The organism is Burkholderia sp. AU45251 (assembly GCF_030482905.1).
In the GTDB taxonomy this organism is placed as follows: domain Bacteria; phylum Pseudomonadota; class Gammaproteobacteria; order Burkholderiales; family Burkholderiaceae; genus Burkholderia; species Burkholderia aenigmatica.
The window spans coordinates 249,839-268,968 of the sequence record NZ_JAUJQH010000008.1 but is presented as its reverse complement, the minus strand read 5'-3'; the positions used below and the strand labels follow the sequence as shown (position 1 = coordinate 268,968).

Annotated in this window: 16 protein-coding genes; 8 read left to right on the top strand and 8 right to left on the bottom strand. The window is 69.4% G+C overall.

The features are described from left to right. Window positions 1-61: 61 nt before the first annotated feature. The 3 genes from fusA (at window position 62) to QZM67_RS18955 (ending at window position 5,281) form a co-directional block, all read left to right on the top strand. The gene (gene fusA / locus QZM67_RS18965; RefSeq protein ID WP_043190027.1) at window positions 62-2,173 is read left to right on the top strand and encodes an elongation factor G; all 2,112 of its coding nucleotides are present in this window, start codon (window positions 62-64) and stop codon (window positions 2,171-2,173) included. A 154-nt stretch (window positions 2,174-2,327) separates the two neighbouring features. Then, window positions 2,328-3,344, top strand: a complete 1,017-nt coding sequence (locus QZM67_RS18960) for a HoxN/HupN/NixA family nickel/cobalt transporter (RefSeq protein ID WP_301805748.1) — start codon at window positions 2,328-2,330, stop codon at window positions 3,342-3,344. Window positions 3,345-3,634: 290 nt separating this feature from the next. Further along, entirely contained in the window at window positions 3,635-5,281 is a 1,647-nt protein-coding gene (locus QZM67_RS18955) for a hypothetical protein (protein ID WP_301805778.1), read from the top strand. 27 nt (window positions 5,282-5,308) lie between these two features. Here the strand turns inward: QZM67_RS18955 and QZM67_RS18950 are convergent, their stop codons facing one another. After that, window positions 5,309-6,154 (bottom strand): aldo/keto reductase, encoded by an 846-nt coding sequence (locus QZM67_RS18950; protein ID WP_301805746.1) that lies wholly within the window; start codon window positions 6,152-6,154, stop codon window positions 5,309-5,311. 166 nt (window positions 6,155-6,320) lie between these two features. Here QZM67_RS18950 and QZM67_RS18945 point away from each other — a divergent pair, with 166 nt between their 5' ends. After that, window positions 6,321-7,067, top strand: coding sequence for a GntR family transcriptional regulator (locus QZM67_RS18945; protein ID WP_011352976.1), 747 nt, complete (start codon window positions 6,321-6,323; stop codon window positions 7,065-7,067). 18 nt (window positions 7,068-7,085) lie between these two features. On the opposite strand, the gene QZM67_RS18940 is transcribed toward QZM67_RS18945, so the two are convergent. Both QZM67_RS18940 and QZM67_RS18935 read right to left on the bottom strand, forming a co-directional pair. Further along, window positions 7,086-8,477 (bottom strand): CoA transferase, encoded by a 1,392-nt coding sequence (locus QZM67_RS18940; protein ID WP_301805744.1) that lies wholly within the window; start codon window positions 8,475-8,477, stop codon window positions 7,086-7,088. Window positions 8,478-8,935: 458 nt separating this feature from the next. Then, entirely contained in the window at window positions 8,936-9,259 is a 324-nt protein-coding gene (locus QZM67_RS18935; RefSeq protein WP_301805741.1) for a DUF2917 domain-containing protein, read from the bottom strand. A 217-nt stretch (window positions 9,260-9,476) separates the two neighbouring features. Between QZM67_RS18935 and mdtD the strand changes: the two genes are divergently transcribed. Together mdtD and QZM67_RS18925 are read left to right on the top strand one after the other, a co-directional pair. Further along, window positions 9,477-10,913 (top strand): multidrug transporter subunit MdtD, encoded by a 1,437-nt coding sequence (gene mdtD, locus QZM67_RS18930; RefSeq protein ID WP_041492932.1) that lies wholly within the window; start codon window positions 9,477-9,479, stop codon window positions 10,911-10,913. A gap of 190 nt (window positions 10,914-11,103) precedes the next feature. After that, window positions 11,104-12,378, top strand: coding sequence for an EAL domain-containing protein (locus QZM67_RS18925; protein WP_175024847.1), 1,275 nt, complete (start codon window positions 11,104-11,106; stop codon window positions 12,376-12,378). 22 nt (window positions 12,379-12,400) lie between these two features. On the opposite strand, the gene QZM67_RS18920 is transcribed toward QZM67_RS18925, so the two are convergent. The 3 genes from QZM67_RS18920 to QZM67_RS18910 form a co-directional block, all read right to left on the bottom strand. Continuing rightward, window positions 12,401-13,003, bottom strand: a complete 603-nt coding sequence (locus QZM67_RS18920) for a methyltransferase domain-containing protein (protein ID WP_122946106.1) — start codon at window positions 13,001-13,003, stop codon at window positions 12,401-12,403. A 102-nt stretch (window positions 13,004-13,105) separates the two neighbouring features. Next, on the bottom strand, window positions 13,106-14,152 hold the full coding sequence (locus QZM67_RS18915) for a 2-dehydropantoate 2-reductase (protein ID WP_301805733.1): 1,047 nt from the start codon (window positions 14,150-14,152) through the stop codon (window positions 13,106-13,108). Next, a complete protein-coding gene (locus QZM67_RS18910) occupies window positions 14,145-14,669 on the bottom strand; it encodes a DUF962 domain-containing protein (protein ID WP_043190043.1) in 525 nt (174 codons plus the stop codon). The genes QZM67_RS18915 and QZM67_RS18910 overlap by 8 nt, the downstream gene beginning before the upstream one ends. An 81-nt stretch (window positions 14,670-14,750) precedes the next feature. Between QZM67_RS18910 and QZM67_RS18905 the strand changes: the two genes are divergently transcribed. Both QZM67_RS18905 and chrA read left to right on the top strand, forming a co-directional pair. Next, window positions 14,751-15,458, top strand: a complete 708-nt coding sequence (locus QZM67_RS18905; RefSeq protein WP_301805729.1) for a Crp/Fnr family transcriptional regulator — start codon at window positions 14,751-14,753, stop codon at window positions 15,456-15,458. 86 nt (window positions 15,459-15,544) lie between these two features. After that, entirely contained in the window at window positions 15,545-16,756 is a 1,212-nt protein-coding gene (gene chrA, locus QZM67_RS18900; protein WP_175024852.1) for a chromate efflux transporter, read from the top strand. 106 nt (window positions 16,757-16,862) lie between these two features. Here chrA and sodB read toward each other — a convergent pair whose 3' ends face one another. Together sodB and xseA are read right to left on the bottom strand one after the other, a co-directional pair. Next, complete coding sequence (sodB, locus tag QZM67_RS18895) at window positions 16,863-17,441, bottom strand: superoxide dismutase [Fe] (protein ID WP_011352986.1); 579 nt, start codon at window positions 17,439-17,441, stop codon at window positions 16,863-16,865. 225 nt (window positions 17,442-17,666) lie between these two features. Beyond that, the gene (gene xseA, locus QZM67_RS18890) at window positions 17,667-19,049 is read right to left on the bottom strand and encodes an exodeoxyribonuclease VII large subunit (RefSeq protein WP_301805725.1); all 1,383 of its coding nucleotides are present in this window, start codon (window positions 19,047-19,049) and stop codon (window positions 17,667-17,669) included. Between the last annotated feature and the right edge of the window lie 81 nt (window positions 19,050-19,130).

The following is a 19,130-nucleotide window of genomic DNA, read 5'->3' as shown; positions in this document are numbered from 1 at the left end:
GCTAGTCCAGCCCGGGCCGGCCCCGCCGGCCCGCTTACGATCCGAACCTAAGGAGGTTCACGTGCCCCGCAAAACCCCCATCGAGCGCTATCGCAATATCGGGATCAGCGCTCACATCGATGCCGGCAAAACCACGACGACCGAGCGCATCCTGTTTTACACCGGCGTGAGCCACAAGATCGGTGAAGTGCACGACGGCGCGGCCACGATGGACTGGATGGAGCAGGAGCAGGAACGCGGCATCACGATCACGTCGGCCGCGACCACGGCCTTCTGGAAGGGCATGGCCGGCAATTATCCGGAGCACCGGATCAACATCATCGACACGCCCGGGCACGTCGACTTCACGATCGAAGTCGAGCGCTCGATGCGCGTGCTCGACGGCGCGTGCATGGTCTACGACTCGGTCGGCGGCGTGCAGCCGCAGTCTGAAACCGTCTGGCGCCAGGCCAACAAGTACAAGGTGCCGCGCATCGCGTTCGTCAACAAGATGGACCGCATCGGCGCCGATTTCTTCCGCGTGCAGCGGCAGATCGGCGAGCGCCTGAAAGGCGTCGCCGTGCCGATCCAGATTCCGATCGGTGCGGAAGATCATTTCCAGGGCGTCGTCGATCTCGTGAAGATGAAGGCGATCGTGTGGGACGACGAAAGCCAGGGCGTGAAGTTCGCGTACGAGGACATCCCCGCGAACCTGGTCGAGCTTGCGCACGAATGGCGCGAGAAGATGGTCGAGGCCGCGGCGGAAGCGAGCGAGGAACTGCTCGAGAAGTACCTGCACGACCATGAATCGCTGACCGAGGACGAGATCAAGGCCGCGCTGCGCAAGCGCACGATCGCAAACGAGATCGTGCCGATGCTGTGCGGCAGCGCGTTCAAGAACAAGGGCGTGCAGGCGATGCTCGACGCGGTGATCGACTACCTGCCGTCGCCGGTCGACGTGCCCGCAATCCTCGGCCACGACTTCGCCGATCCGGAAAAGCCCGCGGAACGCCATCCGAGCGATGACGAGCCGTTCTCGTCGCTCGCGTTCAAGATCATGACCGACCCGTTCGTCGGGCAGTTGATCTTCTTCCGCGTGTATTCGGGTGTCGTCGAATCGGGCGACACGGTGCTCAACGCGACCAAGGACAAGAAGGAACGGCTCGGCCGGATCCTGCAGATGCACGCGAACGAGCGCAAGGAGATCAAGGAAGTGCGCGCGGGCGACATCGCGGCGGCCGTCGGCCTGAAGGAAGCGACCACCGGCGACACGCTGTGCGATCCGGCCAAGCCGATCATCCTCGAGAAGATGGAGTTCCCGGAGCCGGTGATCTCGCAGGCGGTCGAGCCGAAGACGAAGGCCGACCAGGAAAAGATGGGCCTCGCGCTGAACCGCCTCGCGCAGGAAGATCCGTCGTTCCGCGTGCAGACCGACGAAGAATCCGGCCAGACGATCATTTCAGGGATGGGCGAGCTCCACCTCGAAATCCTGGTCGACCGGATGAAACGCGAATTCGGCGTCGAAGCGACGGTCGGCAAGCCGCAGGTCGCGTATCGCGAGACGGTGCGCACCACGGCGTCCGACGTCGAAGGCAAGTTCGTCAAGCAGTCGGGTGGCCGCGGCCAGTACGGCCATGCGGTGATCACGCTCGAACCGAACCCGGGCAAAGGCTACGAGTTCCTCGACGAGATCAAGGGCGGCGTGATTCCGCGCGAATTCATCCCGGCCGTCGACAAGGGCATCACCGAGACGCTGAAGAGCGGCGTGCTCGCGGGCTACCCGGTCGTCGACGTGAAGGTGCACCTGACGTTCGGCTCGTACCACGACGTCGACTCGAACGAAAACGCGTTCCGGATGGCCGGCTCGATGGCGTTCAAGGAAGCGATGCGCAAGGCGAAGCCCGTGCTGCTCGAGCCGATGATGGCCGTCGAAGTCGAGACGCCCGAGGAATTCATGGGCAACGTGATGGGCGACCTGTCGAGCCGGCGCGGCATCGTGCAGGGGATGGAAGACATCGCCGGTGGCGGCGGCAAGCTCGTGCGCGCCGAAGTGCCGCTTGCGGAAATGTTCGGCTATTCGACGTCGCTGCGCTCGGCCACGCAGGGCCGCGCCACCTACACGATGGAGTTCAAGCAGTACGCAGAAACGCCGGCCAACGTATCGGAAGGCGTGATCAGCGCGAGAGTGAAGTAAGCGCAGCGCGCTGTCGCATGCAGGCAAGGCCCGTCCGGTTCCGGACGGGCTTTTTTTCGTCCACTGCGCACGGTGCACGGCTTTTTGATCGGCACGCCCGGCAATTTTTTCGCGTGACACAATGCATCGCGATTCGTCAGATGGAACCGTCCCGATGCCGTCCACCCCTGCCCTGCGCCGCCTGCTGATCCTCTATGCCGGCCTGATCGCCGCGAATGCCGCTGTCTGGCTGTGGGCGCTCGCGGTGCTGCGCGATCATCCGCTACTGCTCGGCACTGCCGCGATCGCGTACGGGCTCGGCTTGCGCCATGCGGTCGATGCCGACCATATCGCGGCGATCGACGTCGCGACGCGCAAGCTGATGCAGGACGGCCAGCGCCCGGTGAGCGTCGGGCTGTTCTTCTCGCTCGGCCATTCGACGATCGTGATCGCCGCGACGCTCGGCATCGCGCTGACCGCGTTCGCGCTGCGCGACCGGTTCGATGCGTTCCGCGAGATCGGCGGCACGATCGGCACGGCGGTGTCAGCCACCTTCCTGCTCGTGCTCGCGTGCGTGAACCTGGTGATCCTGCGCGATCTGTGGCGGCGCTATCGCGGCACGCACGGGCACGGGCACACGCACGATGCCGCGCATGTGCACCGTCCTGCCGGGCTCGTGTCCCGGCTGCTGCGCCCGCTGTTCCGGTTCGTGTCGACGAGCTGGCACATGTATCCGGTCGGCGTGCTGTTCGGGCTGGGTTTCGATACTGCAACCGAAATCGGCCTGCTCGCGATCGCAGCCGCGCAGGCGAGCCAGGGGCTGCCGGTCTATACCGTCATGCTGTTTCCCGCGCTGTTCACCGCCGGCATGACGCTGATCGACTCAACCGACAACGTGCTGATGATTCATGCGTACGGGTGGGCGATGGACGATCCGCAGCGCAAGCTGCTCTACAACGCGAGCATCACGTTCGTGTCGGCGGCCGTCGCGATCGCGATCGGCGGGATCGAGGCCGCCGGCCTGCTCGCGGACAAGCTGTCGCTGACGGGCCCGGTGCGCGATGCGCTCGACGCGGTCGGCGACCGCTTCGGCATGATCGGCTATGGCATCGTCGCGCTGTTTCTCGTCTGCTGGATCGCGTCGATCCTGTTCCACCGCTGGCAGCGCGCAGCCGACGCGCCGGCGCGCTGAACTTAGCTCAGACGTTTCATTCCGGAAACAAAATCCCCCCAAAAACGTTGCATGCGCCGTCGCGCGCCTGCGTGCGCCTTGTGCGACGGGCGTAAGCGGCCGGTGGCACGAATCTCGCAGATAGGGATTCTGCACGGCGGGCCCGCATGCCGTTCCGCGATCTCGGCTGGCGTCCAGCGCCCGCCCGAAAGCGATCGGCTGCCGACAGGACTACGAACCTTTACTGGCCCCCTGCACCACACGTAGATCGCCGCGCGGCGACGAGGCATCGCGCGCATGGGGAGGCCATGATGCTCAAGACGAAACAACCGTTCCGTACGCCGGGACGGCGCTATCGCGCAACCTTGTTCGCCGCAGCCGCGTTCGCGTGTTGCTGCTCGTATGCCGTCGCACAGGATGCGACACCGGACTCCGCGGCCGATGCAGTTGCCAACGCGGACGCCATCATGACGTTGGTCGACGACGCTTCGCCTTGCGCAGCCAATCCGGCTGTGTGCGCGGTGCACGTCTTCGCCGGCGGTCGCGCCGGCGGCAATGGCGCAGGCGCGAGCGGCAATGGCAGCGGCGGCAGCCCCGGTAGCGGAAATGGCAATGGCAACGGCAGTGGCAACAACGGGAACGGTACCGTCGGGCCTGCTGGCGTCGGTGGAACGACGAGCGGAACATCCGGTGGTACGAGTGGTTCGGGTGGCTCGGGCCGCGGAGGGAATGCGTCTGGCACCGGGGGTTCGGGTGGTGGTTCTTCGGGTGGTGGTTCTTCGGGTGGTGGTTCCTCCGGAGGCGGCTCTTCCGGTGGCGGCACTTCCGGTGGCGGCACTTCCGGCGGCGGCACTTCCGGCGGCGGCACTTCCGGCGGCGGCACTTCCGGCGGTGGCACTTCGGGTGGCGGCACTTCGGGTGGCGGCACTTCGGGTGGCGGCACTTCCGGTGGCGGCACTTCCGGCGGTGGCACTTCCGGTGGCGGCACTTCGGGTGGCGGCACTTCGGGTGGCGGCACTTCCGGTGGCGGCACTTCCGGCGGTGGCACTTCCGGCGGTGGAGGTCATGGCGGACACGGTGGCCATGGCGGTGGTGGTGGGGACGGTGACGGCGGTGGTCACGGCAACGGCGGCCATGGCGACGGTGATGGCGGCGGTCACGGCAACGGCGGCCACGGCGATGGTGACGGCGGCGGTCACGGCAGTGGTGGCCACGGCGATGGTGACGGCGGTGGTCACGGCAATGGTGGGCATGGCGACGGTGACGGCGGTGGTCACGGCAACGGCGGCCATGGCGACGGTGACGGCGGTGGTCACGGCAACGGCGGCCATGGCGACGGTGACGGCGGCGGTCACGGCAATGGCGGTGGCCATGGCGACGGCAACGGCGACGGTCACGGCAGTGGTGGCCACGGCGATGGCGACGGCGGCGGTCACGGCAATGGTGGGCATGGCGACGGTGACGGCGGCGGTCACGGCAATGGTGGTGGCCATGGCGACGGCAACGGCGGCGGCAACGGCGGCGGTCACGGCAATGGTGGTGGCCATGGCGACGGCAACGGCGGCAGTCACGGCAATGGTGGCCACGGCGACGGCAACGGCGGCAGTCATGGCAATGGTGGCCATGGCGATGGTGACGGCGGCGGTCACGGCAATGGCGGCCACGGCGACGGCAACGGCGGCGGTCACGGCAACGGTGGCCATGGCGACGGCAGCGGCGGCGGTCACGGCAGTGGTGGCCATGGCGACGGCAACGGCGGCAGTCACGGCAATGGTGGCCATGGCGATGGTGACGGCGGCGGCCACGGCGGTCACGGCAATGGCGGTGGCAGCGGCAATGGAAACGGCAGTGGTGGCGCCGGCAATGGTGGGGCCAACGGTGTCGGCAACGGCCATGGCACCGGGAACGGCAATGGCGGCGGTCACGGCAACGGCGGATCGTCCGGAGCCAACCACTGACCGGCCGCGGTGCCCGGCCGGGTGTCGTCAGAGCATCTCGAGCGCGCGCTTGCTGCGTGGCGGACGGAAGTACGCGTCAAGCTGCGCGCGCTCGTCATGGCTGAACATGAAATCGAGCGCGGCCCGGTTGTCGCGCACGTGTTCGATCCGCGACGCCTTCGGGATCGCGAACACCCCCGGCTGCGCGAGCACCCACGCGAGCGCGACGCGCATCACCGACACGCCGCGCTGCCGTGCGATCTCGTCGAGCGGCGAGCGCTTCGGCAGCCGCCCGTGATCGACCGGGCTGTACGCCATCGCCGGCATCCGGTGCTCGGCAAGCCACGGCAGCAGGTCGAACTCCGGGCCGCGCCGCGCGATGTTGTAGAGGATCTGGTTGGTCGCGCACGCGTCGCCGCCGGCTTCATCGACGAGCTCGGCCATGTCGGCCGTATCGAAATTGCTGACACCCCAGTGACGGATCTTGCCCGCGCGCCGCAGCGCTTCGAAGCCCTCGACCGTCTCCTCGAGCGGCACCGAGCCGCGCCAGTGCAGCAGGTAAAGGTCGAGACGATCGGTACCCAGGCGCTTGAGGCTCGCGTCGCACGCCGCGACGACGCCGCGCCGGCTCGCATGGTGCGGATAGACCTTGCTGACGAGGAACACGTCGTCGCGCAAGCCCGCGAGCGCCTCGCCGACCAGTTCCTCGGTCGCGCCGTCGCCGTACATCTCGGCCGTATCGACCAGCGTCATCCCGAGTTCGATGCCCTCGCGCAGCGCGGCGATCTCGTCCGCGCGCCGGGCCGGCCGCTCGCCCATCTCCCACGTGCCCAGGCCAAGCTTCGGAATCGTCTCGCCGTCCGGCAGGACGACCGTGGCGATCGTATCTGTCATGCGTTCCTCGTTGCGGATCGGTGGCCGCGCACCGCGGCCCAGCCATGGAATACGACGCATCAGTGTAGTCAATCGGCGCGCCATTCACCTATTGCACGGCAAAAACCGGCTATAACGGCGCCACGTGATGACTTAGAATGGCCGCAACCTGATCGATACCCACTCCATGAAGGCATCCACGGACGACCGCTGGCAGGACCTGCGCCCCGACCCCGACAACGACACGCCGCTCTACCTGCAGCTCGCCCGCAAGCTCGGTGATGCGATCCACGACAACCGCTGGACGGCCGGTGAGGCATTGCCGTCCGAGCGCGTGCTGTCCGACGCGCTCGGCGTTTCGCGCATCACCGCGCGCAAGGCGATCGCGTTGCTCGTCGAGCAAGGCCTGATTCGCCGCACGCAGGGCGCCGGCAACTTCATCCAGCCGCGCTACGAAGATCCGCTGTCGCGGCTGTCGAGCTTCAGCGAAATGCTCGAGCGGCGCGGCTTCAAGCCGAGCTCGCAATGGCTCGCGCGCGAGATCCAGCCGGCGAACCGCGACGAGGTGATCCAGCTCGGGCTGTCGCCGGCCGCATCGGTCACGCGCCTGAAGCGCCTGCGCCTCGCCGACGGCATCGTGATGGCGGTCGAGAATTCGACGTTTCCCGCGACGCTGATCCCCGATCCGCAGGCGATCGGCGGTTCGCTGTACAGCTATCTCGAAGCGCGTGGCACGCCGATCGTGCGCGCGCTGCAGCATTTCCGCGCGGTCAACGCGACCGACGAGATCGCCGAGCAGATGGGCATCGCGCCGCACGACGCGCTGCTGCTGATCACACGAATCGGCTATACGTCTGACCAGCGCGCAATCGAACTGACCGATACCTACTGCCGCAACGACTACTACGACTTCGTCGTCGAGCTGCGCAAGTAACGCCAGTCACGCCGCCGCTCACAGCCAGCGCGCATCGTCGGTGCCGAGCGGCACGGGCGGGCGCGTCAATGCGGGCGGTGTCGCCGACAACCGCTCGGCCGGCCGCACCACGTCGAGCGTGCCGAACGGCGACGCGATGCGCTCGATCCGGTCGCGCACGTCGGTGCGCACGAAATCGGGTGCCTGCAGGCCGTCCGGCACGAGGCCGAACGACTGCAGCCAGCGTCCCGTCTGCGCGAGTGACAATCGCACGTGCCAGCTTCCCCCTTCGCGTGCCCGGCGCGCGAGCGCGATCATCGCGCCAAACGCCGCGAGATAACCCGTCGCATGATCGAGCGCCTGGCACGGCAAGTGGCGCGGCCCGTCCGCGTGCGCGGCCTGCTGCTCTCGCCACGCGATCCCGCTCGCCGACTGCACGAGGCTGTCGAAGCCGCGCCGCTGCGCCCACGGCCCAGCGTGCCCATAGGCGGATACCGAGACGTACACGATGCCGGGCCGCCGCGCCGCCAGCGCGTGCGGCGCGAAGCCGCGCGCTGCGAGTGCGCCGGGCCGGTACGACTGCAGGAACACATCCGCGTCGCGTGCGAGCGCGTGCAGCGTATCGATGCCGGCCTCATCGCGCAGGTCGATCCATGTCGAACGCTTGCCGCGCCCGTTATCGATTACGAGCGGCGCGATGTTCGGCAGGTGCGGGCCGTTGACGAGCAGCGTCTGCGCGCCGTGCGACGCCAGCGTGCGGCCCGCGACCGGCCCCGCGATGATGCGCGTGAGATCGAGCACGCGCACACCCGCGAGCGGCTGGCCGGCATCGCCGCGGCCGATCGGCTCGACCGGCGCGTCGCCGATCCGCTCGATCTCGAACAGCGGCAGCGATGCGATCGCGCGCGCCTGCTCGTGCGCCGCCCACTCGTCAGGTGTTCTGATCAATGCGGCGCACAGCCCGGCCTCCGCCAGCGCGGTATCGAGCGCCGCACCGTCTCGCGTGCGGATCGCCGCGGCGACGTCGTCCCGCTGCGCGCCGCAGCCGAGTACGTCGAGAATCCCGCGCAGGTGATGCGGGAAGTTCGCGTGCAACTGGATCCAGCGTCCGTCGCCCGTCTCGAAGAAGCCCGTCACCGGATGACGCAACTCCGGCGGCGGGCCATCGTCCACGCGCAGGTAGCGTTCGCTGCGGAACGCGACCAGCGCGTCGCGCACCGACACGTCGACGGATTGCGCGACACGAGTGCGAAGCCGGTGGCATTCGGCCGCCGCGAGCCCGGCTGCCGCGATCGTCGCCGCGGCGAGCGTGCCGACCCGGAAGGTCGACGGTAGCGTCGGATCCTGCCCCGTCACGGTCGCACGGGCCAGCGCGTCGGGGGCGCCGTGTGCGAGCTGCCACAGATGCGTCAACGCGAGTTCGGGTGTCATGGCGAAAGAGGCGGCGGGAAGACAAGATCGAGTCTAGAAGTCGCGGCAGTCGCGAGCAATCCCGATTGCGCGAATCAGCATGTCACGCACGGTCGTAGCGCGGGTGTATCTCCTGCGCCCCGGCAGGAGCGGCCGGCATCTCATCCCCCAACGCGCAGGAAGCCTGCCGGCATCCTTGATGCCGGCGCGAGCCCTGCACATTTGCACCGCGACCCGCTGCGCTCGCCGCCGGACGGCGCGCCCCTGCTCTGCCGCAGCCACGCGGATACGATGCGGCTAGCCGCACGCCGTCGTGTCGACGCGAAACGCCCGGATGGTGTCGTCGAACGCCCTCTCGACCGGGGTGTGCCGGAGCCGCGCTCGCCGATCACGCGAATCGTCAATGGCCCCACGGCCGGCCGGATCGCGCACGCGCTCGAACCATGCGCGAACAGAAAGTCGATCCAGCTCCGAGCGTGCTAAGTCGGCAGCGACGCGGGCGCGTGACGCCGGCCGTCGCGCCAAGCGACGAGCGGCCGCCACCACGCCTGCGCGGCGCGCCGGGCCGTCACCTCGAGCGGACCAAACGCAAACGTCGCACCGTGCGACCCCGCGCTGACCCATACGCGCATGCCGGGCGTGAGCATCAGCGCATCTCCGACGCCGAGCCAGTGATCGTCGCGCCGCCCCTCGATTGTCACCCAGACCTCGCCGTCGGCCACCTCCAGCGAAGTGCGATCGACGATCCGCCACCGACCGGCCGGCTCGTCGCCGTCGATCACGTAAATTCGCAGTTCGCGCATGGCAGCCTCCTGGTCGCATGGGTCCGATGGCATCAGTATTTCGGACAGTGGCAGCACACGGACAGATACGGCTGCAGACACTTTCGACTGAACTGTACTGGTCACTCCACGAGGACAGGTACCCGCCGGCCGGACTTCGCGCCGTCCTTGCGCCGAACCGGCACGAAGCGATGGCTTTCCCTACAATGTCGGCTGTCCCGCGCCACCGCCCGCCTCCATGTTCCAACGCCCGCCTGCCGCCGCTCCCGGCGAAAAGAACCTCACCGTGATGCTCTGGCTCGTCGCGACGGGCTTCTTCATGCAGACGCTCGATTCGACGATCGTGAACACGGCGCTGCCGTCGATGGCCGCGAGCCTCGGCGAATCGCCGCTGCGCATGCAGTCGGTCGTGATCGCCTATTCGCTGACGATGGCGGTGATGATCCCCGTGTCGGGCTGGCTCGCCGACACGTTCGGCACGCGGCGCGTGTTCTTCAGCGCGATCCTGGTGTTCTCGCTCGGCTCGCTGCTGTGCGCGAATGCGCATACGCTGACGCAGCTCGTCGCGTTCCGCGTGGTACAGGGGGTCGGCGGCGCGATGCTGCTGCCAGTCGGGCGGCTCGCGGTGCTGCGCACGTTCCCGGCCGAACGCTACCTGCCCGCGCTGTCGTTCGTCGCGATTCCCGGCCTGATTGGCCCGCTGATCGGGCCGACGCTCGGCGGCTGGCTCGTGAAGATCGCGTCATGGCACTGGATCTTCCTGATCAACGTGCCGGTCGGCGTCGCCGGCTGCATCGCGACCTTCTATTCGATGCCCGATTCGCGCAACCCGGCCGTCGGCCGCTTCGACCTGAAGGGCTATCTGCTGCTGACGATCGGCATGGTCGCGATCTCGCTGTCGCTCGACGGGCTCGCCGATCTCGGCATGCAGCACGCGGCCGTGCTCGTGCTGCTGATCCTGAGCCTCGCGTGCTTCGTCGCATACGGGCTGTATGCGGTGCGCGCGCCGCAGCCGATCTTCTCGCTCGAGCTGTTCCGGATCCACACGTTCAGCGTCGGGCTGCTCGGCAACCTGTTCGCGCGGATCGGCAGCGGCGCGATGCCGTACCTGATCCCGCTGCTGCTGCAGGTGAGCCTCGGCTACTCGGCGTTCGAGGCCGGGCTGATGATGCTGCCGGTGGCCGCCGCCGGGATGTTCTCGAAGCGGATCATCACGCGCCTGATCACGCGGCACGGCTACCGCAAGGTGCTGCTCGCGAACACGATCATGGTCGGCGTGATGATGGCGAGCTTCGCGCTGATGCGCGACACGGTGCCCGTGTGGGTGAAGGTCGTGCATCTCGCGCTGTTCGGCGGCTTCAACTCGATGCAGTTCACCGCGATGAACACGCTGACGCTGAAGGATCTCGGCACCGGCGGCGCGAGCAGCGGCAACAGCCTGTTCTCGCTCGTGCAGATGCTGTCGATGAGCCTCGGCGTCACGGTCGCGGGGGCCTTGCTCGCGACCTTCACCGGCATGCTGCGCACCGTCACGCCAAGCAACACGCTGCCCGCGTTCCATGCGACCTTCATCTGCGTCGGGATCATCACGGCCGCGTCCGCGTGGATCTTCGCGCAGCTCGCGCCCGAGATCCGCAGCACCGCGCGCAAGACCGACCCGTCGGAGCGCGCGTGACGCACGGCGCGCGCCGAACCGGGTCGACGCGCACCTTTTTGGTGCAGCACGACCCCGCGATGCGCATTTGAAACGCCTGCCGTACCCGGCAGCCCGACCGCGACGCGCCGCCGCACGGGGCACGATGCCGTGCACGCTTCTTGCTCGCCTATTCTCTAGGTAAACTGGCAGTCTTCCTTCGGCCGACATCATGAGCATGATCGAAATCGATCCCCCCGGCTTTCAGCCGCCCCGCCCCGTCGCCGGCGACGACGGGAACCGGCGCACCGTGCTGTACGGCGGCTACACCGTGTTCAGCGTGTTCCAGCCCGTTTTCTCGGTGTCGCACCGCCGCGCGATCGGCTATCACGCGTCGCTGCGTGCGCACGACGAGGAAAGCCGCCAGGTGGCGTCGCACGAGGTGTTCACGCAGGCGGCGCGGCGCGGCGACCTGCTCGAGCTCGGCCGGCTCGCCGAATCGCTGCATCTCGGCAACTTCCACGCGTTCGACAGCCATGACGAATGGCTCTTCCTGAGCCTGCATCCGGCCGCGCTGATGGACACCGTCTACGGCGACGCGATGCTCGCGAACCTGAAGGCGCTCGGGCTGCCGCCGCACCGCGTGGTGCTCGAAGTGCCCGAGCAGGCGGGCGGCGAGACACCGCGCTACGCGGCGATCGTCGACGGGCTGCGCAAGGCCGGCTTCCTGATCGCGCTCGTCGGATTCGGTGCGAAGCATTCGAACATCGACCGCGTGTGGCACCTGCATCCCGACATCGTCACGCTCGACCGCGGCATCCTCGCGCAAGCGAGTGAGCACTCGCATCTCGAACGCGTGCTGCCGGGGCTCGTGTCGCTGCTGCACGAATCCGGCCAGCTCGTGCTGATGGGCGGGCTCGCGACCGAGCGCGACGCGCTGATCGCGCTGGAGTGCGACGTCGATTTCGTGCAGGGCCAGTACTTCGCGGGGCCGAGCGTCGAACCGGTGCAGCCGCAGGCCGCCGCGGGCTGCATGGATACGCTGTCGGCCGCGTTGCGGCTGCGCGTCGCGGAACGCGAGCGCACGCAGGCGGAACGGCTCGCGCCGTACGTCGCGGCGCTTGAGGAAGCGAGCCGGAAGCTCGGCGCGGGCGAGCCGCTCACCGACGCAGCAGCCGTCGTACTCGGGCTGCCGGAGACCGCGCGCTGCTTCCTGCTCGACGCATCGGGCCGCCAGATCGGCGACAACGTGCTCGCACGCGGCAGCGTCTCGCAGCGCGCCAAGCGGTTCCGGCCGCTGCTGCATTCCGAAGGCGCGAGCTGGGAACGGCGCCCGTACTTCATCGACGCGATGCGCGCGCCGGGCCGCGTGCACCTGACGCCGCCCTACCTGTCGATCAACGAGGCGCACCTGTGCGTGACCGCGTCGATCGCCGCACCCGTCGCGACCGGCATGCAGGTGCTTTGCGTCGACATCAACTGGGAAGCGGCACTCAACCGCGAATGAGCGTGGCGCCGCCGCGCCACGCTCAAGCGGTGGCAGCCTTGCGGACGATCAGCCGGTGCACGCGCTTGCCGGACGAGGGGCTGACGACCTCGTGCTCGTCGATCACCTGCGTGCCCGCGCCGAGCGCCGCCCGCATCCGCGCCGAATCGAGCGGCGTGTAGAGGCGGCCGCGCTCGTCGCGCAACGCGCCGTTTCCGGCCACCCGCCAGCTCAGGTACAACGTGCCGCCCGGCATCAGGAGCTCGGCCAGCCGCGTGGCGGCGGCCGCCGCTTCCGCCTGTTCGAGATGCATGACGACCGTTTCGCACAGCACGTTGCGAAACGCGCCGGACGGCACGCCGGCCAGCGCCGGCAGTGCAGCCAGCTCGAAGGCGAGATCCGGATGGCGGCGCCGCGCCTCGTCGAGCAGCGCGGCGCTCGCGTCGTAGCCGCGCACGTCGAAGCCGCGCGACGCGAGCCAGGCCGTATCGCGCCCGGCGCCGCAGCCGACGTCCGCGGTCGGCCCCGGCGAGAAATGCTGCTCCAGCAGCGCGTACATGTCGTCGGGCGCGGCCTGGTCGAGCCAGTCCTGCGCGTATTGCGCGGCATGGGCGTCGTAGGCATCGAGAGTCGGGCGATCCACCATGGTGACAGCTCCGCATAGGCGTCGTATGACGCACCCCGCATCTTAGCCGTTCACACCCCGTGCGGCATCACGCGCACCCCGCGCGACGCGTGGCGCAGCCGCCTACGCGGCCCGCACGTCGCCCGCGTGCGGCGCCCGCGCGGTCAGCTCGGCCCACAGCGCATCGCCGCGCCAGGCCGGGCGTGCCGCCGCGCGTTCCGCGTCGTGCACGAGCGCGCACAGTCGCGCGTTGACGGGCGCCTGCGCGCCGAAGCGCGCGGCCAGCCGCACGATCTCGCCGTTGATCCACTCGACTTCCGTCGCCCGCCCCGCCGCGAGATCGTCCGACATCGACGAACGCGCGAGCGGGTCGATCGCGAGCATCCGCCCACCGAGCACGCGGAATGCGGCGTCGGGCAAGTCGAGCACGGCCGGGATCCACGCGGCCGGCAACGGCGTCAGCCGCGCGGGCCGGATCGCCGCCCGCGCCAGCCAGTGCAGCGCTTCGCGCTGCGCGAGCGCGACGCAGCGGCGATACGCCCGTTGCGCGAGTTCGTCGCGCAGCGGCAGGTTCGCCAGTGCGTTGACCGCGTTGTTCAGATTGAGCAGCAGCTTCGCCCACTGCACGGCCCGCATGTCGCGATGCAGCGCGAGCGGCAGCCCGGCGCGCGCGAATGCACCGGCGAACGGCTGCAGCGCGGGGGACGCGTCGGCCGCCAGTGCGCCGGCCGAGCCCTGGTGAAACGCACCGGGCTCCCGTTCGATCACGTTGAACGGCACCATGCCGGCCAGCACGGTGGCTTGCGGCAGCGCCTCGCGCAGCTCGTCGGCGTTGTGCAGGCCGTTCTGGAAGCTGATCACGACCGTGCCGGGCCGCAGCACGCCGGCAAGCTGCGCCGCGGCGTCACGCGTCGCGGCCGATTTCACCGTCACGAGCACGAGCCGCGCGGCGGCCGCAGCCGCGGGATCGGCCGCGAACACGACGTCGCCCGGCGCGAGCGACGCGCGGTAGCCACGCTGGTCGGTCAGCGTCAGCCCATGCCGATGAATCGCGTCGCCGATCCGTGCGCGGCCGACGAGCGTCACGTTCACGCCGGCCGCCGCGAGCCGTCCGCCGAGATAGCAGCCGACGGCGCCCGCGCCGAACACGCAGACCGGTGCGTCAGACATGCGAATGGGCGCCGCCGTGCACGGGGCCGGCCCGCCGCTCGACTTCGCGGCGCACGTCGCCGCGCAGCCCCGCGAAGAACGCGACCTCGGCGACGACGAACAGCGGCCCGACCATCAGGCCGACCAGATCGTCGACGAACGCGGGCTTGCGCCCTTCGAACCAGTGCCCGACGAACTGCACGATCCAGCCGACGACGAACGCACCGATGCCGATCGCGAGCCATTGCGCGGTCGGCAGCAACGCGAGCGCCTGCGCGGCCCACAGGCCCAGCGCGAACAGCGCGGTCATCACGATCCCGAACCGCAGGTCGAGGCGCAGGTAGAACACCGCGAACGCGACGGCCAGCAGCAGCGCCGGCGTCAGCGCGATGCCAGCCAGCATCCCGAGCGCCGGCCGCGACAGCAGCACCTCGGCCGCGAACACGATCATCGGGATCCCGACCAGATGCGTCGCGATGTTGCGCGCGTCGCGGTGGTAGGCCGCATACTGGGAAAGATGGTCTTCGAGCGTCTTCATCGCGTCTCCTGGTCGGTTATTGAGCGCTATGATGCGCGTCACGCCCGAGAACCTCTGTCAGCTACCCGACATCGCGTGCCCATGCCCTCGTCGCTCACCCCGTACCTGCCGCAAATCGAAGCGAACCCGTGGTTCGCCGCGCTGCCGCCCGCGTTGCGCGCGGACCTGCTCGCCCGCGCGGCGCTGCGCCGGCTGCCGGGCGGCCATGCGCTGTTCCGGCGCGGCGACCCGCCGTGCGGGCTGTACGCCGTCCTGGCCGGTTCACTCACGATAGGTGCGGTCGACCCCCAGGGCAAGGAAGCGCTGCTGACCGTGGCCGAGCCCATCACCTGGTTCGGCGAAATCGCGCTGTTCGACGGCCAGCCGCGCACGCACGATGCGATCGCGCTCGACGACGCGCTGCTGCTGCACATCCCGCAGGCCGCGCTGCTCGCGATCCTCGACGCGACGCCGCAATACTGGCGGCAATTCGCGCTGCTGATGGCGCAGAAGCTGCGCCTGAGTTTCCTGACCGTCGAATCGATGAGCGTGATGCCGGCCGCGCAGCGGCTCGCCGCCCGCTTGCTGATGATCGCCGACGGCTATGGCGGGATCAGCGCCGGCCGCACCCGCATCCGGCTGTCGCAGGAAACGCTCGCGGCGATGCTGTCGCTGACGCGGCAGACCACCAACCAGTTGCTGAAGGCGCTGCAGGCCGATGGCGTCGTGCGGCTGCACGTCGGCGAGATCGAACTTGTCGACGTCGCTGCGCTGCGGCGGGCGAGCGGGTTGCCCGACGGCATCCGCTGAGCCCCGGCACCATCGCCACGCGGCCTCCCCGCCGTCACCGCGTTGCGCTATCGTGGCGGCTCGTCCGTTCATCCGCACGCACCGCCTTGAGTACCTCGACCGCCTCCGCACCCTCCCGCCATCCCTGGCCCGTGTTCGTCGCGTTCCTGCGGCTCGGCCTCACGTCGTTCGGCGGCCCGGTCGCGCATCTCGGCTACTTCCGCACCGAATTCGTCACGCGGCGCGGCTGGCTCACCGAGCGCACGTATGCGGATCTCGTCGGGCTGTGCCAGTTCCTGCCGGGGCCCGCGAGCAGCCAGGTCGGGATGGCGATCGGTCTCGCGCGCGCCGGCTATGCTGGCATGTTCGCCGCGTGGCTCGGCTTCACGCTGCCGTCTGCGCTGCTGATGATGCTATTCGCGCTCGGCGTGCACGCGACGGGCGCACCGATCGAAGCCGGTGCGCTGCACGGGCTGCGCATCGTGTCGGTCGCCGTGATCGCGCAAGCCGTGTGGGGCATGGCGCGCACGCTGTGCCCGGATGCGCGTCGCGTCACGCTGATGGCCGCGGCCGCCTGCGTCGCGCTGCTCGCGCCGGCCGCGTGGACGCAGGTTGCCGTGATCGTCGCGGCCGGACTGGCCGGCCTCGTGCTGCTGCCGCAGCCGGCGCGCGGCGCCCACGATCCGCTGCCGCTGCACGTGTCGCCCCGCGCGGGCGTGCTGTGGCTCGCGCTGTTCGGGGCGCTCCTCGTCGTGCTGCCGTTCGCGGCCCGCGCGCTGCGCTCCGATACGCTCGCCGTCGTCGATGCATTCTTCCGCACGGGTGCGCTCGTGTTCGGCGGCGGGCACGTCGTGCTGCCGCTGCTGCAGGCGGCCGTGGTCGCGCCCGGCTGGGTCGGCGATGCGGCATTCCTGGCCGGATATGGCGTCGCGCAGGCGGTGCCGGGGCCGCTGTTCACGTTCTCGGCGTTCCTCGGCGCGTCGCTGCGCCACGCGCCGAACGGCTGGCTCGGCGGCACGATCGCGCTGGCGTCGATCTTCGCGCCGTCGTTCCTGCTGGTGGCCGGCACCGCGCCGTTCTGGGAACGCCTGCGCCGCAGCACGCGGATGCAGGCCGCGCTCGCGGGCGTGAACGCGGCCGTCGTCGGGCTGCTGCTCGCCGCGCTCTATCACCCGGTCTGGACCGACACGATAGTGGCGCCCCGCGATCTGGCCGCCGCGCTCGTCGCATTCGTCGCGCTGGTGTTCTGGCGCGTGCCGCCATGGGCCGTCGTGCTCGCGAGCGCCGCGCTCGGCTGGGGGCTCGGCCTGCTGGCCTGATCGGGCACGCGCGGCACGTTCGCTCGCGGCAAAAAACAAAAAGCCCTCGTTTCGAGGGCTTTTTTGCTGGGTGCCGCGCGCCGTAGCGGCGCGCAGGCGCCGGACCTTACGCGAAGTTCTTCGCTGCGAAGTCCCAGTTCACGATGTTCCAGAACGCTTCGACGAACTTCGGACGTGCGTTACGGTAGTCGATGTAGTACGCGTGTTCCCACACGTCGATCGTCAGCAGTGCCTTGTCGGCGGTCGTCAGCGGCGTTGCCGCGTTGCTCGTCGACACGATGTCGAGCGAGCCGTCAGCCTTCTTCACCAGCCATGCCCAGCCCGAACCGAACGTGCCGACTGCGGCCTTCGTGAACGCTTCCTTGAATGCGTCGTACGAACCCCACTTCGCGTTGATCGCGTCGCCCAGCGCGCCGGTCGGTGCGCCGCCGCCGTTCGGCGACAGGCTGTTCCAGAAGAACGTGTGGTTCCAGATTTGCGCGGCGTTGTTGAAGATGCCGCCCGACGACTTCTTCACGATCTCTTCCAGCGACAGGTTTTCGAATTCCGTGCCCGGGATCAGATTGTTCAGGTTCGTCACATAAGCCTGATGGTGCTTGCCGTAGTGGTACTGGATCGTCTCGAGCGAGATGGTCGGCGCGAGTGCGTCTTCAGCGTACGGGAGCGGCGGGAGCGTATGAGCCATGGCGATTCCTTCGTTGAGTATGTAGGGAGGCTGTGTTGAATGCTGCCGAGCGTCCGATTGTAGGCGAGGACGAATAACCCCGCAAACTCACGGGCCATTTATCCGCGGTATGCGGAAAAGCGATGTTGACGCAACGTCCGGCCGGACGAGCCGGCGCTGCGCAGCACCCGTTCCGACGCGCGGTTTGCCGGTTGCGCGACCGTCGCGGCGCGCGCGCCGGTTACATCAGATCGTATCGGTCAGCCGCGGCTGCACGTCGGCGAGCGACACGTCGGCCGAGCCTTCCGCGAGATGCACGGTCAGGCGGCGCTGCGGCTTCAGCGCGTTCGGCGTGCGCACCGCGCGGCCCGTCTGTGCATCGATCAGCGCCGCATAACCGCGCTCGAGCGTGCGCTGCGGGCTTAACACCTCGAGCCTTGCCGCACAGGCTGACACGCGAGCCGTGTCGCGTTCGTGACGGCGCTGCAAGGCCAGTGCCAGACGCTGCGACAGCCCCGCGAGCGCCAGGCGCGCCTGCGACGGATCGGGCCGCGCACGCTGCCAGCGCAACTGCGCGAGCGCGAAACGCGCGCGCGCGTCGCGCACCGGCCGCGACGCCGCCGACGCAAGCCGCACCGCGAGCTGCTCGACGTGCGTGCGCTGCCGCTGCAGCCGCTCGGCCGGGCTCACCAGCCGGCGCGCGAGCCAGTCGAGCTGCTGCGCGCGCTGTTCGAGCCGGCGCGCCATGCCGCGCGCGAGCGCACGCTGGCGCTCGCCGACCTCGCGCAGCAGCAGCGCGCGCTGCGGGCTCGCGAGCTCGGCCGCGCCGGTCGGCGTCGGCGCACGCACGTCGGCCGCGAAATCCGCGATCGTGAAATCGGTTTCGTGCCCGACGCCGCTGACGACCGGCACTTCGCTCGCCGCGATCGCGCGCGCCAGCGCTTCGTCGTTGAACGACCACAGATCCTCGATCGAGCCGCCCCCGCGACAGACCAGCAGCACGTCGACCTCGCGGCGCGCAGTCGCGGTCTCGACGGCCGCGACGAGCTTTTCGGCGGAACCGGCGCCCTGCACGGGTGCCGGATAGACGATCACCGGGATGTGCGGCGCGCGGCGGGCGAGCGTGGTCACCACGTCGCGCAGCGCGGCCGCCTGCAGCGACGTGACGATGCCGATCGCGCGCGGGTGGGCCGGCAGCGGCCGCTTGCGCTCGGGCGCGAACAGCCCCTCGCTCTCGAGCTGCGCCTTCAGGCGCAGGAACGCCTCGTAAAGCCGCCCCTGACCCGTGCGCCGCACGGCCTCGACGTTCAGCTGCACCTCGCCGCGCGGCTCGTACATCGTGACGACCGCGCGCACCTCGATGCGATCGCCTTCGCGCGGCGTGAACTCCGCGTATTGCGCGCGGCCGCGGAACATCACGCAGCGCATCTGCGCCTGCTGGTCCTTGATCGAGAAATACCAGTGGCCGCTCGCGGCGCGCGTGAAATTCGACACTTCGCCCGAAATCCACAGCAGCGGAAACGAGCGCTCGAGCATCGTCGAAATCGCACGATTGAGCGCCGAAACGGGAATCACTTCGTCGCCGCCGCGGGTCGCGCCCGGTGCGGCAAATGGGGAGTCGGAAGGCATGGACGGTCGGATGAATGCTGGCGGCGACACGATAGTCCGACACGCGCGCGACGTCCAGCACCGGCCGCATGCGCGGTGACG

Excerpts from the sequence above, each read along its gene's own strand:
- xseA (WP_301805725.1), bottom strand. The coding sequence starts at position 19,049 with ATGCCTTCCGACTCCCCATTTGCCGCACCGGGCGCGACCCGCGGCGGC.
- QZM67_RS18910 (WP_043190043.1), bottom strand. The coding sequence starts at position 14,669 with ATGAAGACGCTCGAAGACCATCTTTCCCAGTATGCGGCCTACCACCGC.
- QZM67_RS18920 (WP_122946106.1), bottom strand. The coding sequence starts at position 13,003 with ATGGTGGATCGCCCGACTCTCGATGCCTACGACGCCCATGCCGCGCAA.
- sodB (WP_011352986.1), bottom strand. The coding sequence starts at position 17,441 with ATGGCTCATACGCTCCCGCCGCTCCCGTACGCTGAAGACGCACTCGCG.
- QZM67_RS18940 (WP_301805744.1), bottom strand. The coding sequence starts at position 8,477 with ATGACACCCGAACTCGCGTTGACGCATCTGTGGCAGCTCGCACACGGC.
- QZM67_RS18945 (WP_011352976.1), top strand. The coding sequence starts at position 6,321 with ATGAAGGCATCCACGGACGACCGCTGGCAGGACCTGCGCCCCGACCCC.
- QZM67_RS18935 (WP_301805741.1), bottom strand. The coding sequence starts at position 9,259 with ATGCGCGAACTGCGAATTTACGTGATCGACGGCGACGAGCCGGCCGGT.
- QZM67_RS18915 (WP_301805733.1), bottom strand. The coding sequence starts at position 14,152 with ATGTCTGACGCACCGGTCTGCGTGTTCGGCGCGGGCGCCGTCGGCTGC.
- mdtD (WP_041492932.1), top strand. The coding sequence starts at position 9,477 with ATGTTCCAACGCCCGCCTGCCGCCGCTCCCGGCGAAAAGAACCTCACC.
- QZM67_RS18905 (WP_301805729.1), top strand. The coding sequence starts at position 14,751 with ATGCCCTCGTCGCTCACCCCGTACCTGCCGCAAATCGAAGCGAACCCG.
- QZM67_RS18925 (WP_175024847.1), top strand. The coding sequence starts at position 11,104 with ATGAGCATGATCGAAATCGATCCCCCCGGCTTTCAGCCGCCCCGCCCC.
- QZM67_RS18955 (WP_301805778.1), top strand. The coding sequence starts at position 3,635 with ATGCTCAAGACGAAACAACCGTTCCGTACGCCGGGACGGCGCTATCGC.
- QZM67_RS18960 (WP_301805748.1), top strand. The coding sequence starts at position 2,328 with ATGCCGTCCACCCCTGCCCTGCGCCGCCTGCTGATCCTCTATGCCGGC.
- QZM67_RS18950 (WP_301805746.1), bottom strand. The coding sequence starts at position 6,154 with ATGACAGATACGATCGCCACGGTCGTCCTGCCGGACGGCGAGACGATT.